Source organism: Clostridium estertheticum (genome assembly GCF_018861295.1).
Lineage (GTDB): Bacteria > Bacillota > Clostridia > Clostridiales > Clostridiaceae > Clostridium_AD > Clostridium_AD estertheticum_D.
Genome location: NZ_JAHLDM010000006.1, coordinates 50,101 through 67,349 on the forward strand (window position 1 = coordinate 50,101; position 17,249 = coordinate 67,349).

At 32.3% G+C, this 17,249-nt stretch carries 14 protein-coding genes; 7 read left to right on the top strand and 7 right to left on the bottom strand.

From position 1 onward, the window contains the following. The first annotated feature begins 121 nt into the window (after positions 1-121). The 4 genes from KPL54_RS08055 (at position 122) to KPL54_RS08070 (ending at position 4,881) form a co-directional block, all read left to right on the top strand. The gene (locus KPL54_RS08055; RefSeq protein WP_216106080.1) at positions 122-1,192 is read left to right on the top strand and encodes a BMP family lipoprotein; all 1,071 of its coding nucleotides are present in this window, start codon (positions 122-124) and stop codon (positions 1,190-1,192) included. Between the two features lie 111 nt (positions 1,193-1,303). Beyond that, entirely contained in the window at positions 1,304-2,839 is a 1,536-nt protein-coding gene (locus KPL54_RS08060; protein WP_216106081.1) for an ABC transporter ATP-binding protein, read from the top strand. Then, positions 2,829-3,959: an ABC transporter permease gene (locus KPL54_RS08065; protein ID WP_216106082.1), complete on the top strand. Its 1,131-nt coding sequence runs from the start codon at positions 2,829-2,831 to the stop codon at positions 3,957-3,959. Before KPL54_RS08060 ends, KPL54_RS08065 begins: the two co-directional genes overlap by 11 nt. Next, entirely contained in the window at positions 3,949-4,881 is a 933-nt protein-coding gene (locus KPL54_RS08070) for an ABC transporter permease (protein ID WP_216106083.1), read from the top strand. The genes KPL54_RS08065 and KPL54_RS08070 overlap by 11 nt, the downstream gene beginning before the upstream one ends. Positions 4,882-5,121: 240 nt before the next feature. Here KPL54_RS08070 and KPL54_RS08075 read toward each other — a convergent pair whose 3' ends face one another. Next, positions 5,122-6,141: a LacI family DNA-binding transcriptional regulator gene (locus KPL54_RS08075; RefSeq protein WP_216106084.1), complete on the bottom strand. Its 1,020-nt coding sequence runs from the start codon at positions 6,139-6,141 to the stop codon at positions 5,122-5,124. 322 nt (positions 6,142-6,463) lie between these two features. On the opposite strand from KPL54_RS08075, the gene KPL54_RS08080 reads away from it, so the two are divergent. Both KPL54_RS08080 and KPL54_RS08085 read left to right on the top strand, forming a co-directional pair. Next, a complete protein-coding gene (locus KPL54_RS08080; RefSeq protein WP_216106085.1) occupies positions 6,464-8,959 on the top strand; it encodes a glycoside hydrolase family 31 protein in 2,496 nt (831 codons plus the stop codon). Positions 8,960-9,154: 195 nt separating this feature from the next. Next, positions 9,155-10,660 (top strand): MFS transporter, encoded by a 1,506-nt coding sequence (locus KPL54_RS08085; protein WP_216106086.1) that lies wholly within the window; start codon positions 9,155-9,157, stop codon positions 10,658-10,660. 216 nt (positions 10,661-10,876) lie between these two features. On the opposite strand, the gene KPL54_RS08090 is transcribed toward KPL54_RS08085, so the two are convergent. After that, positions 10,877-11,878, bottom strand: a complete 1,002-nt coding sequence (locus KPL54_RS08090; RefSeq protein WP_216106087.1) for a YhdH/YhfP family quinone oxidoreductase — start codon at positions 11,876-11,878, stop codon at positions 10,877-10,879. A 176-nt stretch (positions 11,879-12,054) separates the two neighbouring features. Between KPL54_RS08090 and KPL54_RS08095 the strand changes: the two genes are divergently transcribed. Beyond that, positions 12,055-12,492, top strand: coding sequence for a MarR family winged helix-turn-helix transcriptional regulator (locus KPL54_RS08095; RefSeq protein ID WP_216106088.1), 438 nt, complete (start codon positions 12,055-12,057; stop codon positions 12,490-12,492). A gap of 126 nt (positions 12,493-12,618) precedes the next feature. Here the strand turns inward: KPL54_RS08095 and ulaG are convergent, their stop codons facing one another. From ulaG to KPL54_RS08120, 5 genes are read right to left on the bottom strand one after another with little or no spacing between them, the layout of a single operon-like run. Then, on the bottom strand, positions 12,619-13,683 hold the full coding sequence (ulaG, locus tag KPL54_RS08100; protein ID WP_216106089.1) for an L-ascorbate 6-phosphate lactonase: 1,065 nt from the start codon (positions 13,681-13,683) through the stop codon (positions 12,619-12,621). A gap of 26 nt (positions 13,684-13,709) precedes the next feature. Beyond that, entirely contained in the window at positions 13,710-14,003 is a 294-nt protein-coding gene (locus KPL54_RS08105) for a PTS sugar transporter subunit IIB (RefSeq protein WP_071612497.1), read from the bottom strand. Positions 14,004-14,030: 27 nt separating this feature from the next. Then, positions 14,031-15,497 (bottom strand): PTS ascorbate transporter subunit IIC, encoded by a 1,467-nt coding sequence (locus tag KPL54_RS08110; protein WP_268037948.1) that lies wholly within the window; start codon positions 15,495-15,497, stop codon positions 14,031-14,033. 23 nt (positions 15,498-15,520) lie between these two features. Then, complete coding sequence (locus KPL54_RS08115; RefSeq protein WP_216106090.1) at positions 15,521-16,069, bottom strand: PTS sugar transporter subunit IIA; 549 nt, start codon at positions 16,067-16,069, stop codon at positions 15,521-15,523. A 30-nt stretch (positions 16,070-16,099) separates the two neighbouring features. Next, positions 16,100-17,083: a sugar-binding transcriptional regulator gene (locus tag KPL54_RS08120; RefSeq protein WP_216106091.1), complete on the bottom strand. Its 984-nt coding sequence runs from the start codon at positions 17,081-17,083 to the stop codon at positions 16,100-16,102. Positions 17,084-17,249 lie beyond the last annotated feature (166 nt).

Genomic DNA, 17,249 nt, shown 5'->3' on the forward strand with positions numbered 1-17,249 from the left:
TTAAAGTTAACTGTACAAAAAAGCAATAATAGTTATATAATTGTAATAGTTAAAGAAGGGAGATAATTATTTAAGGTTCTAAATTTGTCAGATCGAAATATATTATTAGAGGGGGATATTTATGAAATGTAAAAAATTAGTTAGTTTAGTTATGTCCATGTCAGTTATTGCTATGGTATTTGCGGGGTGTTCAAGCTCAGACAAATCTGCTACCAAACCAGCTACAACTACAAAAGTAGCATTTAAAGACGGAATGGTTACAGATACAGGAGGTGTTAATGATCAATCTTTTAATCAAGGATCATGGAAGGGACTTCAGTCATTTGCTAAAAACAATCCAGGTGCTCAGGTTAAGTATTTAGAATCAGTCCAGAGCTCGAATTATCCGTCTAATTTGAACCAGTTTGCTAACAATAAGTATGATCTTGTGTGGGGAATTGGTTATTTAATGGAGGATGCAGTAAAAGCTTCTGCAAAAGCGTATCCTAATGTAAAATTTGCAGTTATTGATGATGCAATGACACCACATCAGAGTAATGTTACTGGTGTTATATTTAGAGCGCAAGAATCATCTTTTCTTGTTGGATATATTGCAGCACTCAAGACTAAAACTAACAAAGTTGGATTTATTGGTGGAATTACGGGAAATGTAATTGATCAATTTGATTATGGTTTTAGAGCTGGCGTTGCATATGGTGCAAAAGAACTTAAAAAAACTATTACTGTTAATGTACAATATGCAAATTCGTTTAGTGATTCAGCTCTCGGCAAAGCAATTTCTCAGAATATGTACTCAAAAGGCGCAGATATTATATTTACAGCTGCAGGAAATGTTGGACAGGGTATGGTTGCTGAGGCAAAGAGTGAAAATAAGCTTTGTATAGGCGTTGATATGGATCAAGCATATCTTGCACCAAACAATATGCTTACTTCATCATTAAAAAATGTTAGTAACGTGACAGAAGCAGTTTCAAAGCAAGTTAAAGATGGAGTAAATGTTGGAGGAAAGACACTTAGTTATGGTCTTAAGGATAATGGTGTTGGAGTTCCATATACAGCACAAGCTATAAAAATGTGTGGACAGGATGTTCTTGACAAAACAAAGAAAGTTTCTGCAGATATTGTGAGTGGTAAGATTGTTCCTCCTTATAATAAAGCTACCTTTGCTACTTACAGTAGTACATTAAAATAATTATTAAATAGTAATATAAAAAGAATGAATAGATTTAATTAAATACACTAAATTGTGAAAACTCATGATTTAGTGTATTTAATATAAGATATAAAAAAAGGAGAATAAACCATGGAAGATCAACAATATGCTGTGGAAATGAAGTCTATTTATAAATATTTTGATGATTTTTGTGCTCTTTCCTCGATAGATCTTAAGATTACTAAAGGAAGTATACATGCACTTTTGGGTGAAAATGGGGCTGGCAAGACAACTCTTATGAATATCCTTTATGGACTTTATACACCCGATAGTGGACAAATACTTATAAGTGGCGAGAGTGTGGAAATGAAAAATCCAAATGTTGCAATAGAACATAAAATTGGAATGGTCCACCAGCATTTTAAGCTTGTGGGAAAGTTTACAGTAATTGAGAACATTATTCTTGGGAAAGAAGTAGTTAAGGCCGGCTACATTTTAGATATTGCTAAAGCACGTAATGAAGTTAAAAAATTATCCGAAATATATGGACTTGATGTTGATCCTGATGCGAAAATAGAGGATATATCTGTGGGAATGCAGCAAAGGGTTGAGATTTTAAAGGCGCTATATAGAGGTGTAGAAATTCTTATTCTTGATGAGCCTACTGCGGTTTTAACACCTCAGGAAATAGAAGAGCTTATTAAGATCATGCATAATCTTACTGAGGATGGTAAAACAATAATTATTATAACTCATAAACTAAAGGAAATTAAAAAATCCTCACAGTATTGTACGATCATTCGCCGTGGGAAATATATAGATACGGTTGATGTAAAAAATACTACTGAGCAGGAGCTTGCTTCCATGATGGTGGGAAGAGAAGTTAATTTAAAGGTTAAAAAGACAAAAGCTAAACCTGAAGATGTTGTATTTACAATAGATAATCTTATTGTTGAAGATAGCAGAAAAATAGAAAGAGTAAAAAATTTCTCTCTTGAAGTTAGAAAAGGAGAAATAGTTGGTATTGCTGGCATTGATGGTAATGGCCAAAAGGAGCTTGTTGAAGCAATAACTTGCCTTAAAAAAGTGAAATCGGGTAAAATTTCTATAAATGGAGTAGAATTACAAAACACAACGCCACATAATGTCATTGAGCATGGAATTTGTACCATACATGAAGATAGACAAAAGAGGGGGCTCATTCTTGATTTTCCGGTGAAGTATAACTTTATAACTGAAAAATATAATAAGTCTAAATTCTCAAAGCACTTTATTTTAAATAATAAAGCAATAAATAAATTCACCCAGGATTCTATCAAGAAGTATGATATTAGACCAGAAGATTGTGCATCAAAACCTGTGGGTGCATTGTCTGGTGGTAATCAGCAAAAGGTAGTAATTGCAAGGGAACTTTCTAATGATCCGCTGCTTCTTATTGCATTTCAACCAACAAGGGGACTTGATGTAGGAGCTATAGAGTTTGTACATAGTACGCTTGTGAAACATCGTGATAGTGGGCATTCAATTTTGCTTATTTCTTTTGAACTTGATGAAATTATAAATGTTGCTGACAGAATTTGTGTTTTATATGATGGACAGATAGTAGCCGAGTTTTTACAAGGTGAAGTCGACGAAAAGCTGATTGGTCTTTTAATGGCAGGAGGGGAAAAGAAAAATGAAATATAAAATTGCTCAATTGCTAAATAAGGCGGTCACCAAAATAATTCTTGCTATAATACTTGGTTTTATAGTGGGAGCAATTGTACTCGCCTTTGCTGGTTATAATCCATTTGATTGTTATTCTATGATGGTTACGAGTATTTTCTCAAGTCCACTCAATATAGTTCAGGTTATGATTTTGACAATGCCAAATATTCTAACCGGTCTTAGTGTTGCTTTTGCATTTAAGACAGGACTTTTCAATATAGGAGCTGAGGGTCAATACCTTGTGGGAGCAATGGCAGCTGTTATAATTGGTAGCAAACTCAACTTGCCACCAGGTATAAATATAATCGTAATAATGCTTGTCGCTATTCTTGCTGCTGGGTTGTATGGAGCCTTTGCTGGACTGCTTAAAGCAAAGTTTGGTATTCATGAAGTTATAACAACAATTATGCTAAACTGGATAGCCTTATACTTTAATAATTATCTAATATCAGTACCAGGAATCGGAATAAAAAATACACAATATTCTGTTGCTATTAATCATAATGCCTGGACCAATTTACTTGTGAATTGGAAAGAAACACCACATGGGCAGGCTTTTTTAGCAAGTCATCAAACACTATCCACAATATTACTTGCAACCGATATAAATTATGGAATTATTATAGCTATAGCTGTTGCCATACTTATATGGTTTGTATTGTATAAAACAACATTTGGATACCAGGTTAGAGCTGTAGGACTTAATAAAGATGCAGCTGAATTTGCTGGAATTGGCGTTAAGAAAAATATTATTATGACTATGTTTATTGCTGGTGGGCTTGCAGGACTTGCAGGTGCTCTCCAAATGGCAGGTTCTCTTCCTCATGCACTAGTAACTCTCGCATCTGCACCAGGATATGGATTTAATGGCATAACTGTGGCACTTATGGCTAATAGTTCACCTGTGGGATGTATATTTACGGCACTTCTTTTATCAGGGCTTCAGTTTGGTGGAAGCACAATACAGATGAACCTTGGTGCACCGTCAGAGGTAGTTAATATAATGATTGGTGTTATTGTGTTCTTTGTTGCAGTAGCCTCTATGTTTACTATGATATCCGAAAAGATGAAGAAGAGGAGGGTGAAAAATGGGCACTAGTATATTACTAGCATTAAGTATTACGCTTATGTATTCTGCACCGTTAATGTTCGCTGGTCTTGGAGGGGTAATATCCGAGAATGCTGGTGTAGTAAATATCGGTATTGAGGGAATGATGACAATTGGAGCATTTGCAGGAGCAACGGTGGGTTATTTCACGGCGAGTCCATGGCTTGGTTTTCTTGCTGGAGGACTAGCAGGAGGACTGCTTGCTTTAATACATGCGGTTGCGTGTATTTCTTTTAGGGCAGATCAAACTATATCAGGTGTTGCTATTAACTTCCTTGGACCAGGAATTGCACTATTTCTTGGAAGAAAATTATTTGAAGGAAGTACAATGACAAAACCAGTTCCGAATCTAATGCCAACTTTATTTGGTGACTATGCAACGAACTCATCAAACTTATTTTTAAAAACATTAAATGTGAGACTTACTATACCTATAGTTTTCATTTTTGTTTTTATTATGTGGTTTGTGTTATATAAGACAAGTTTTGGACTTCGAATTAGATCAGTAGGTGAAAATCCAGCCGCTGCAGATACTCTTGGAATAAATGTAAATAAAGTAAAGTACCTGTCTGTATTTACATCGGGAATTCTTTCTGGATTTGGAGGAGCTGCAATGACTTTGGCTGTGGTTAACTGTTTTACACAATCTACTATATCGGGGCAAGGCTTTATTGCTCTTGCCGCAGTTATTTTTGGAAAATGGAAACCACAGGGTACAATGGCTGCATGTCTCCTCTTTGGATTTGCTCAGGCTTTGGTTGTAATTCTTGGTGGAAGTACATCGATAATCCAGATTCCACCATCAATCCTATCAATGCTACCTTATGTTTTAACCTTGATTATATTAGTCGTTTTTGTTGGGAACTCCACAGCTCCTAAGGCTGATGGTATACCTTATTATAAGGGTAAATAATCACGAAACATATCTATACAAGTTAATTAGACCCTCTGGTATTTTATTACTGGAGGGATTAATATTGTAAGCGACTCAGGAGAGATTTAATTAAAAGGAGAACTTAATGAAAAATAGTAATAATAATTTTTATGCAAAAGGGAGAAGTAATTTTTAAACCTGAATTTGTACAAAAGAAATTATAGATAAATAGAGCTTGCGGATAATAATCTGCTAGCTCTATTTATCTATTGATTATTTCTAAATATCTTTAGGAAGAGTAGATTCCCTTATTATTAATTGATATTCTGAGTAAGTTTTTTTGTTTATCGGATATTTTTCGTGTAATATGTCAATGAATAGGTGGCCGGATTTTTGTCCGAGTTCAAACAGATTTTGGTCTATTGTACTTAAAGAGGGCGTAGTAAGCGAAGAAACTTCAATATTACTAAAACCCATAATAGATACTTGCTCAGGTATTTTTACACCATATCTTAAGAATTCCCTTAAAGCACCAATAGCGATAGTATCAGAAGAACATATAACAATATAGGGATATGGTAAATTTCTTTCAAAGAGCTCCTTTGCAGCAGCTTTCCCTCCAGAATAACTATGACTACAATTAATAATATTATCATTTGAAAAATCTAAATTGTGTTTTTCAAAAAAAAATTTGAATGCATTTATTTTTACAGTTGTAGTTTTCCAAGTGGGGTCTCCCAGAATATATGTATTAAGATTATTTCCAGGCTTAAAATAGGATAGAGTATCATAGACAGCCTTACCTTCATCAACTAAGATTGAGAACATCTTTTGCCCTCCCTTTATAAAGCTATTAACTAAAACAATTGGGTGAGTGTTGCTTAAATTTATTAGGAAACTAGCATTATTATCGTTAGAGGGTCTGCTTCCTACTATAATAAAACCATCCACAAATTTTTCAACAAGCATTTCTATTTCTTTTTTCTCAGTATCTGCATTATTTGCTGTAGAGCATAGTATAAGTTTATAACCATTTTTTTGACAGGCAACTTCAATACCTTTAACAACCTCTGCAAAAAAAGGATTTACTATATCTGCGATTATTACACCGATAGTTTTCATACTAATATTATTCATTCCTCTGGCGTATGCATTTGGAATATATCCTTTATCTTTTATTATTTCTAGAATTCTTTGTTTGGTGTCCTCTTTAACTGAACCATTTTTATTTATAACACGAGATACAGTAGCCACTGATACTCCGGCATCCCTTGCTAAGTCATACATAGTGTAACTCATAAAGCACATCCTTTAATAATATAAAAACGTAAATTACTACTTTTTTATATTATATATCAATCATGATTAGAATGAAAGTATAACAAAAATGTAACTGGTTACAATTTTATTTAAAATAGTATTTACAATGTTTAATTTATAGGCTATTATATGTGTAAAGGTTTAAATGATTAAAACGTTAGGCTGATATGTATCAAAGTAATTTAATAGTTGTGGTTTTTATAATTTAAGTACAAATATGAAGTAAAATGTAACTGGTTACATAAAATACAATGAATAAATAAAAAAATACTAATTATTAATTAGATAGGGGTGAGTTTTTATGAATGTGAGTAATAAAATAGAAAAGGTTGATAACAAAGGTGAATATATTGATATTGTTACTGATGGAGGAAAATTCAGAATTATGTTTTTGAAAAGTGATATAGTTCGTATAAGATGTACCTTTGATAAGGAGTTTTCAAAAGAGGCATCTTATGCATTAGTTATGACAGCATGGGAAGATAAAATGGATTCTGTAATGTCCGAAGAAAGAAAAAGAATAAAACCTTATATAGCAAAATTTGAGGAATTTAATGAATATATTTGTTTGAAAACAGATTTGCTAAAGATAAATATAAATAAGGAACCTTTTGCAATCGAAATATTTAACAATGAAGGTAAGTTGTTACATTCGGATTTAAAAGAAAAGTCTTATTTAAAAGATGAGAATGGAAGGTTAAGTCATTACTCCTGTATAAATGACAATGATTCTTTTTATGGATTTGGTGAAAAGACAGGATATATAAACAAATCCAAAAGACGAATGAGAATGAATAATGTGGATACTTTGGGCTATGATTCACAGCGGTCAGACCCACTTTATAAACATATACCTTTCTATATAAAACTTAATAAAACAAATAAAATTGCATGTGGATTATTTTATAACAATTCATATTCATCTATTTTTGATATGGGTTGTGAAAGAAGTGGGTACTGGGATAAATATAGTTATTTTTCTACTGAAGGTGGCGAGTTAGATTTATTTTTCATGTATGGACCAGATATTAAAGATGTAGTACGTAGTTATACAGACCTAACTGGAAAAACAGCATTACCTCCATTGTATTCCTTAGGATATTTTGGCTCAACTATGTTTTATACGGAGTTACAAAATGATTGTGACAAAGCGATTTTGGACTTTATTGATAAAACAAAGAAAGAGGATATTCCATGTGATGGATTTTTTCTATCTTCAGGTTATACCACAGGAGATGACGGAAAAAGGCATGTATTTAACTGGAATAATAATCGCTTTTCATGTCCTGAAAAATTTGTAAATAAGATGAAGGAAAGAGGCGCAGATATTTCTCCAAATATTAAACCTGGCATGCTTATAACTAATCCCTTATATGAGGAGTTTAAATCTGCAAAGGCTTATATAATGGATGAAAATGGGAAAGAACCTCATAAAGACAGATTTTGGGGTGGAAAAGCTTCCTTTGTTGATTTTACTAACCCAAAAGCTAGAGAATTATGGAAAAAGCACCTCAAACAATCATTTATAGATAAAGGTATTGTCTGTATTTGGAATGATAATAATGAATATGAAATAAACAATTCTAAAGCTTTATGTGAATTTGAGGGTGAGAAAATTACTATAAACGCTATAAGACCATTAATGCCTAATTTAATGGCAATGGCTGCAAAACAAGCACTTAAGGAAAGCTGTCCTGATGTAAGACCTTATATTACAAATAGAGCTGGTTTTGCAGGAATCCAAAGATACGCTCAAACATGGGCTGGTGATAATAGTACAAGCTGGCATAGTTTGAAATTTAACATCCCTGTAATACTCGGAATGGGTTTATCAGGAGTGGCAAATCAAGGTTGTGACATTGGTGGATTTTATGGTCCAGCTCCAGAACCAGAATTATATGTTAGGTGGGTTCAACATGGAATATTTCAACCAAGGTTTTCAATACATTCATGTAATACAGATAATACAGTAACAGAACCTTGGATGTATCCTTCTTATACAAAATATATAAGGGAGGCAATAAAATTAAGGTATAATTTAGCACCTTATTTATACTCTTTACTATTTGAAGCGTCTACTAAGGGATCACCAATAATGAGGCCATTGTTTTATGAATTTCAAGAAGATACAAATACTTATGATGAGAGCTTTGATTTTATGTATGGTAAATCAATGTTAGTCGCAAGTATTTATGATAAGGGAGCAACTACAAGAAAGATTTATTTGCCGAAAGGGTGCATGTGGTATGATTGGTACACTAAAAAAATGTATGAAGGTGGACAAACAATAGAAATTGAAACTTCTATTGATAAAATACCATTGTTCTTTAGAAGTGGTTCTATAATACCACTTGCGGAAGATATAATGAATTTGCATTTGCAAAATATTGATAGTTTAAATATATTAGTAGAACCTTGGCAAGATTGTGAATTCACATTATATGAAGATGATGGTACCTCTAATAAATATGTTAAGGGTGAATATTTGAAAACTTGCATCAAAGTAAAAAGTGATGAACATGGAGATGTAGAAATTGATTTTAATAAAGAAGGATCCTACGTTACAAAGGTTGAAAACTTAAATTTAAGTGTAATATGTAGAGAACTTGCCCCAGTTAATATAGCTGTAGATAACAAAAATATTATATTTTACTTAGATAGAGGAAACTTTGAAAGCAGTCAAGAGGGTTGGTATTTTGATAATGAACAAAAAACAGTAAAAATAAAGTATAACAACCATTTAGGTAATTACAAGGTAAGCATTAGTTATGCTGTAAAAGATCTAATTTCAATATAGGCTTAATTTAAAAGGAATTTTATCATAAAAACAATCTAGCTACTAATTTTAGTAGCTAGATATATTAAATATAAGAAAGAGGAGTCAAATATGAAAACGTTTATTGACAAAGGCAGCTTTGAATAAAATAACATTTTGGTATTTAGGTAAATTGTTAATTATTTAAATAAATCAAATTGAAGAGAGGTAATTAAAATGTTAAAAAAATCAAAAAAGATTACAATAGGTGTGGGTCTTGGTTATGGATTAGTTGATGCTATGGGTGGAGGTGCTTTTACAATTATTAGTGCTTTTTTACTCTTCTTCTATATAACTTTTGCCGGATTATCGCCACTACAAGCAGCTTCTATTATTGCTATTGCTCGTATTGTAGATGCAATTGTTAGTTTAGGCATAGGAAGTATAACAGACAACTTTTATAAAACAAAATTAGGACAAAAGTTTGGACGTCGTCGTTTCTTTTTATTGATTGGGGTACCTTTAATGGCAGTTTATGCAACGTTATGGGTAACAGGTATGGGATACTTATATTATCTAATCTCTTATTTATTGTTTGAAATGATTGCTGCTATGATATTAATTCCATATGAAACATTGCCATCTGAAATGACAAAGGATTTCAATGAAAGAACTATACTTTCTACAGGGAGAATGTTTATTTCTGCTACAAGTACATTTTTCGCTACTTTTATTCCAGGACAATTGATTAAATATTTTGGTCAAAACAACTCATACGCATATTTTTTTAATGGATGTATATTTGCTGTAGTATATGCTGTTTGTATATTTATAACATATAAGGTTACTTGGGAAAGGGAACCTTCACCTGAAATGGAAAAAGAATTATTAATTAAAACACGTGAACATAAAAGTTTTAAGCAGCACCTCGAAACTGTTGTTAATATATTTAATGATTATATATCTACATTTAAAATCAGGAGTTTTAGAAAACATTTAGCTATTTATATATTATCATTTACTGCTAAGGATGTATTTAATGCAACCTTCATATTTTTCTGTGTTTATGATTTAAAAGTTACAGCTACTCTCGCTGCTAATTTGCTTTCACTAAGTATTGTTGGTATACCGGTGACTATCCTTGCAGGATTTTTGATGCTTAAGGTAGGCCCTTCTAATTTATTTAAGATAGCTTACTCTACAATGATTGTATGTTTACTCGGGTATTATGGTGTATATTTAATTAATCCAGTATCTAAAGTTGCTATTTTATTTATAATTTCCATTGTATATCAAATAGGCGTATGTGTATTAATATTTACTCCATGGAATGTATTCCCTTTCATTCCAGACGTAGATGAAATGGTTTTTAGAAAAAGACGAGAAGGACTTTTTGCAGCAGTTATGACTTTCACTAGAAAGAGTAGTGTAGCAATAGCTACACTTATCGTTGGACTTATATTGGAGTATGGAGGATTTGTTAAAGGTAAAACAACACAAACACCTCAAGTAATGCATGTAATTGCATATACCATGGTTATTGGATCTATTGTGTTACTTGTAATGGCGCTACTCATAACTTTTACTTTTAAATTAAATAAACAAACACATATCATATTAACAAAAGAAATCGAACGATTGAAAAATAATGGTTCAAAACTTGATGTTGATCCAAAAACAAAAGAAGTTGTTGAAGACCTTACTGGATATAAGTATGAAGATGTTTGGAAAGAAATAAGTTAGTAACATAAAAATTGAATTTATGGTTTTTATAATAAATGAGAGGATAATAATAGTAGGGACACTTATAATATTCTAAAGTGTCCCTACTATTATTATCCCTGAAATTCCACCCATTGTTTTTTAAGCTACTTTTTTTGGATAAGTTCTATTATTTTAATTATATTTCTTACTTGATTTGCAGTTACTTTAATTTCCTTTGGGAGCCCTTTCGCATTCTTATAAATCAAGATTTACTATAGTTCTACCTACTAGTTTTCCTTTAAGAATCATTTGAATTTTTGAATCTAAATTAGTTAGGCTTTCTTTCTGAACGTTTAAAGTTAAATTATCGGGTTTCCATTCATTTGAAAGCAAATTCCATAGCTTTAATCTTAAGTCCATAGGACATTGAACAGAATCTACCCCAAAGAGAGATATACCTCTAAGTATAAATGGGTATACAGTAGTTAAAAGTTCCGGAGAAGCAACATTTCCACAACAAGTTACACTTCCACCATATTTAGTGGATTTAAGTGCTGATGCTAGAATAGTTCCACCGACGGTATCTATTACTCCAGCCCACATTCCTTTTAGAAGAGTTCTTCCTGACTTATCATCTAGTTCTCCTCTGAGAATTATATCTTTTGCTCCTATTCCTAACAACATATCTTTTGCCTCAGGTTTGCCTGTAGCGGCAATAACGCTGTATCCAAGTTTAGCGAGGATGCTTACTGCACTGCTTCCTACTCCGCCAGTTGCACCGGTTACTAATATATCTCCATCAGATGGAGTAATACCTGATGCTATTAGTTTATATACAGATAAAGCAGCTGTGAAACCTGCGGTTCCATATATCATACTTTCTATCAGCGAAAGATTTTCAGGTAACTTAACTACCCAGTCAGCAGGAACTCTGATATACTGGCCGTAACCTCCAGGGGTGTTCATGCCTAAATCGTATCCTGTAACTAGTACAGAATCTCCAACCTTAAAATTTTCATTTATACTTTCAACCACAATTCCGGCAGCATCTATTCCTGGTGTATGAGGATATTTTCTTGTTACTCCTTTATTGCCCGTTGCCGAAAGAGCATCTTTATAATTTATTGATGAATATTTTACATTAATTAAGATATCTCCCTCAGGAAGACTGGAAATCTCTTTATCTACAATTTCTCTTGAATAGGTATTATTTTCATGTTCACTTACTACCATGGCTTTAAATTTTCTCGTTGTCATAAATTTAAACTCTCCTCTCTAAAATAATAGTTTGACATAAAACTAAGTATACATAAAAAATAGTTTTGTGTCAAACTATTTTTATGTATAATTTATATTGACTTGTACTTTCACATAAGATTATAATATACATGATTATTAAGTTATATACATAAGTCTAAAGTTGAGGTTTTTATATGAATGATAAATATATAATACATTTTATAAGCAGAACTAGAAAAAAAATGATAAGCTTTATAGAAAAGAAATTACTTGAAAATGGACTAAATGGATTGATTCCGTCTCATGGGAATATTCTCACTGCTCTATACGAGAATAATGGAAAGTTAGCAATGAAGAAAATTGCTGAAATAACTAGAAAAGATAAATCAACGATAACACCATTGATAAATAAGCTATTGGAGCATGGATATATAACAAAGGAAAAAGATGAAACAGATAAAAGAGTTACTTATATAATAATTACTAGTAGAGGTAATCAGATAAAAGACAAGTATAAGGCTATTTCTAATGAAGTGAATATTACTGCATATAAAGATTTTTCACAAGAAGAAAAAGAAATATTTCTAAAATTATTAAAGAAAATGAATAATAATTTTAATTCAATTACTTAATAAGAGAGATAATTCGAAATTGTTATTGTTAATATAGTTTGTAGTTTTAATTAAAAATAAATCTGACACCATATGAATAATGATGTCAGATTTATTTTTATTCCATTGAGATGTAATTTCTCATTTTTAAAGGAAACATTTAAATGGTAAATCTATGTCTCCATCAAAACAGTCATCAAAACCGCGAGGATAATGGTATTCACGTTTATCTTTATCTGCAGGATAAATGAATTTTCCTCCTACTTGCCAGATGTATGGAAGGAATTTATATTGCAATCTGTCCTTTTTCATTTCAAATAGTACATTAATTTCCTCGGTGTCTGCTTGGAAGTTTGACCATATATCATGATGAAATGGAATTACAACTTTAGTATTTAAAGCTTCACCCATTCTAAGTATATCTGATGCAGTCATTTTGTCGGTTATGCCTCTAGGATTTTCTCCGAAAGAACCTAGTGCTACATCTATTTGATAATCGTTTCCGTGTTTAGCATAATAGTTAGAGTAATGTGAATCACCACTGTGATAAATAGTTCCACCTGGCGTTTTTATAATATAATTTACTGCACGCTCATCTATGTTGCCAGGCATTTTACCTGCTAGAGTAACATCTTTTGGAACTGTAATTAATGCAGTACGGTCAAATGATTCAAGAGCAATAAGCTCTGTATCCTTAATCTTAACAACATCTCCAGGTTTTACTACAATACAACGATTTGCAGGTACGCCCCAGCTAATCCAGAGGTTAACACAAGTTTGAGGTCCTATAAAAGGTACAGATGTTTCGCAATTTTTCATAACTGCGGTTGCTACATTTATATCAATATGATCATTATGATCATGTGTTGATATTACAGCGTCAATTTGTTTAATAGCAAATGGGTCTAAAACAAAAGGAGCTACTCTAAGGTTTGGTTGCAATTTTTTACAGCCAGACATTCTTGCCATCTGATGTTCTGGTTTTATTAAAGGATTTTTCATCGTTTTTTTACCTGTGCCGCACCATAAATCAATACAAAGGTTTGCATTACCTTCTGATTTTACCCAAAGGCCTGTACAACCAAGCCACCACATTGCAAAGCTACCAGGCTTAACTACTTCTCTTTCAATTTCTTCATTAAGCCAAGTTCCCCATTGGGGGAAAGTGCTTAGTATCCAGGATTCTCTTGTTATATCATCTATTTTACTCATATTATTCACCATTCCTTTTATAATTATTATTTTACTTCGTCTAGATTTAAAGCTTCTCTGATTTTACTTTCTATTTCTACTTCCGATAAGAGATTTCTAAGTCCTATAATTTTTGTTTTAGAACGGGCATTTGTAAAATTTGATACTAATGACTCAGAGACAAAGACCATGTCAAAAGAAGATATAACGGATTTTGCCTCACCAACACTAAGGTGATCAACATCTACGTCAATTTTTAGTTTTTTGAAAACCTTAATAATCTTCATTTTAATCATTTGGCTTGATCCCATTCCATTTCCACAAGCGGCTAATACTTTCATTTTAATCTCTCCTTTTTTAATATGAGTTTAACAATCAGTGTCTACATGTGTAAAATAATTTGATTTATTTTTACGATATTGCATTTGAGGAATAACGAGCATTGCTACAATTAGAGCAAATACACCAAATATTTTAAATGTATTTGCAAAAACACCGAATGCAGGCCAAATGGTAGCCCAATCAATGTTACCATGCCATCCACCAGTAAGAGGGTTTTGAACTCCAGCACCAAAGAACCATATTGCAAAAGCACCACCGAGTACCTGAAGCATGCCACAACAAATTGGTATTATTGTAGCGGCACGGACACCACCACGTTTATTAGCAAATACTGCTAAAGTTGCATTATCAAAGAATACTGGTACGAAACCTGTGATAATCATAACAGGGGAATGAAATATGAGTAACCCTGCGATTGCTATGAACTGACCAAGTGCTCCAAAAACAAAACCATATACAACGGCGTTCTTTGCACCAAATCCATAAGTAGCGGCACAGTCAACAGCAGGAGTTAATCCTGGTATAAATTTATCAGATATACCTTGGAAAGCTGTTGTAAGTTCTGCAACAAACATTCTAACACCACTCATAAGTATAAATAGGTAAACTGAAAATGTTAAAGAACGATTTATAATATAAGCTGCGAAGGATAATGTTGCTGGAAAGTTACCAGAAGCAACTTTGCCGATTGGGTTTTCTAGTCCCCTCATGTACGGTTCACCAAGAATCAACATAATGATACCAAAGAAAACTAACATTAAAGTACCGGCGGTCACAACGTTATCATTAAATATTGAAAGAAACTTAGGTAATTTTATGTTATCTAGATTTTTATCTTTATTACCTAGTTTGCCCGCAATTTTATCTGTTAGCCAAACTGCTCCCATTTGCTGATGACCAATAGCAAAACCAGCATTGTCTGTAAGGTTGTTACATGCTTCAACTGTTAAGTTTGAGAATACAGCTTGATATGTACCAACAAGCAGACCTACTATAATAGCTCCAGTTGCATTAGCGTAATTAGGTAATGCAAAGAATACAATAAAAGTTGCTGTTGTTGCCTGCTGAAGCATGATATGACCTGTAAGGAAAAGAGTCCTTATTTTTGTTATTTTACCAAAAGCAACTAATAGTAGGTTCCATAAGAATGCGAACATAAGTGCAATCATAACCATTGAGGCTAATGAGCCTAAGCTTTTATTTGCAGCGGCTAGTCCAAAATATGGATCAATAACTGCGGCATTCATGTGAAAACGATCATTTAAACCTGCAAGAATAGGTCTGAATGTAGTAACAAGACCACCAGCACCTATATTCCAAATCATTATGCCAATGATACATTTCATTGTTCCTGCAAAAGTTTCGTGTATTGGTCTTCTTAGAAATAAATAACAAATTAATACAATTAAACTAATGAAATATTCTGGTTTTGTAAGAATATTGTCTGAAAACACTTTAAAGAATCCACTATTCGCAATGCTATTAATATCCACTAATTTGACCCCCTAATTAAATACTATTCTACATGAGATTTGTTTAATTCTCTTGCCAATGCTTTTGGGTCTGTACAATTACGTATAAAGTCCATATTTTCTTCTTCTGAGAGATAGTCGCTTAATTTTGAAAGTAAACCAAGATGATCAGTATCATTTACAGCGGCAAGTGTTATAACGATGTCTACAGGATCATTTTCACAATTAAAATGCACTGGCTTTGATAAGGAAAGCAAACTGATACCGGTTTTTAAAACGGTTACATCTGGCCTGGAATGAGATAATGCAAGTCCTGGTATTATTACAATGTATGGACCATATTCTTCAACAGTTTTAATTGTTAAGTCAATATATCCTTCAGTAATGTAATTTGAGTTAACGAGTAGTTGACCTGAAAGTCTCATAGCTTCTACCCAATCTTTAGCTGTAGCATTTAAATTAATGTTTTCTGAAAGAATGATGTTTTCATTAAGAATAATATTATTATTAATTTTAATCACTTCCTTTATAAATTTAAGTTTTAATATTCTGTATACTTTTATGATAGCGATATTATTATACAATGTCAACATATGTGTAACGATTGCACATGTGTGCAACAGCTACAATTGAACTTCATCATCCAATTCCAAAATTTTTAGCGCTGCGGTATCATCTATTATAAGTGTTTTTATATATTTACCTCTTATTGCGCCTAATATAGCTTTAGATTTTTCTTTTGATCCTGCAACGCAAATGACATCTGGTGCGTTATAAAAATCTATTAAATCAATTCCTATAATAGTGTTGTTTAACTCAGACTCAATTTGTTTGCCATTTATATCATAGTAACGCCCGCCAATGTGTCCAACAGCTCCACTTGATTGAAGTGAATATTGAGTATAGCTGTCTATATATTTGCTCCAGGCCGTATTAGAAATAGTTGAATCTATAGACCCTACGCTTGTTAGTATAACTGTGGCTCTCTTAGCAAGAGACAAAGTATCTGATATATAAGGGTCACGTATAAGTTTATCTTTCATATCTTTATCCTCCACAAAAAGTGGAGCTAATAAGTAATGATACTTTCCTCCGTAAATCTTCGCGAATTGTTTTACTAGATCTATTCCATCTATTTCTGGATTATCTTTTAAAGCAGCTCCCATTATTTGTACTACTGTGAGGGGAATGTTTTTGTTAGACTTAAGACTTTGAACAGTATTGTATATAGTGTTTCCCCAAGATATACCAAGTATAGTATTCTTATTTATTTTAGCATCGATATAGTAAGCTGCAATTTCACCAAGTTTAATCAGAGTTAATTCATATGAAGATCCCTTTGTATTAATAATTCTTACATGTTTTAGTTTGAATCTCTTCATAAATTCATTCTCGATGTCCATTAATCTTTCCCAAGGTTCTTTTATAATTATTTCTACTATTTTTTTATCCCTTGCCTCTTTTAATAATCTTGAAATTTTAGAACGCGAAGTGAACAAACGTTCAGCAATTTGTGATTGAGTCATATCATGTTCATAATAAAGACTTGCTACACTAGCTAAAAGACTGTTTTTTTCATTTTCATTCATATTATCAAAGTCATTCATAATTAAAACTCCTTTTTAATCAATATTTTAAGTAAAAGTTACATGCTCAGGGCAGTTAATTAGTAATAATTCAGTTGTTCAGTAGAAAGACAAAAATTTTAGAGCAAGTAATACTATAAATTATTGAACAAATGATATTTATAGTGAACATATACTTATAATATAA

Coding starts and splice junctions, on each gene's coding strand:
- KPL54_RS08055 (WP_216106080.1), top strand. CDS start 122: ATGAAATGTAAAAAATTAGTTAGTTTAGTTATGTCCATGTCAGTTATT.
- KPL54_RS08060 (WP_216106081.1), top strand. CDS start 1,304: ATGGAAGATCAACAATATGCTGTGGAAATGAAGTCTATTTATAAATAT.
- KPL54_RS08065 (WP_216106082.1), top strand. CDS start 2,829: ATGAAATATAAAATTGCTCAATTGCTAAATAAGGCGGTCACCAAAATA.
- KPL54_RS08070 (WP_216106083.1), top strand. CDS start 3,949: ATGGGCACTAGTATATTACTAGCATTAAGTATTACGCTTATGTATTCT.
- KPL54_RS08075 (WP_216106084.1), bottom strand. CDS start 6,141: ATGAGTTACACTATGTATGACTTAGCAAGGGATGCCGGAGTATCAGTG.
- KPL54_RS08080 (WP_216106085.1), top strand. CDS start 6,464: ATGAATGTGAGTAATAAAATAGAAAAGGTTGATAACAAAGGTGAATAT.
- KPL54_RS08085 (WP_216106086.1), top strand. CDS start 9,155: ATGTTAAAAAAATCAAAAAAGATTACAATAGGTGTGGGTCTTGGTTAT.
- KPL54_RS08090 (WP_216106087.1), bottom strand. CDS start 11,878: ATGACAACGAGAAAATTTAAAGCCATGGTAGTAAGTGAACATGAAAAT.
- KPL54_RS08095 (WP_216106088.1), top strand. CDS start 12,055: ATGAATGATAAATATATAATACATTTTATAAGCAGAACTAGAAAAAAA.
- ulaG (WP_216106089.1), bottom strand. CDS start 13,683: ATGAGTAAAATAGATGATATAACAAGAGAATCCTGGATACTAAGCACT.
- KPL54_RS08105 (WP_071612497.1), bottom strand. CDS start 14,003: ATGAAAGTATTAGCCGCTTGTGGAAATGGAATGGGATCAAGCCAAATG.
- KPL54_RS08115 (WP_216106090.1), bottom strand. CDS start 16,069: ATGTTGACATTGTATAATAATATCGCTATCATAAAAGTATACAGAATA.
- KPL54_RS08120 (WP_216106091.1), bottom strand. CDS start 17,083: ATGAATGACTTTGATAATATGAATGAAAATGAAAAAAACAGTCTTTTA.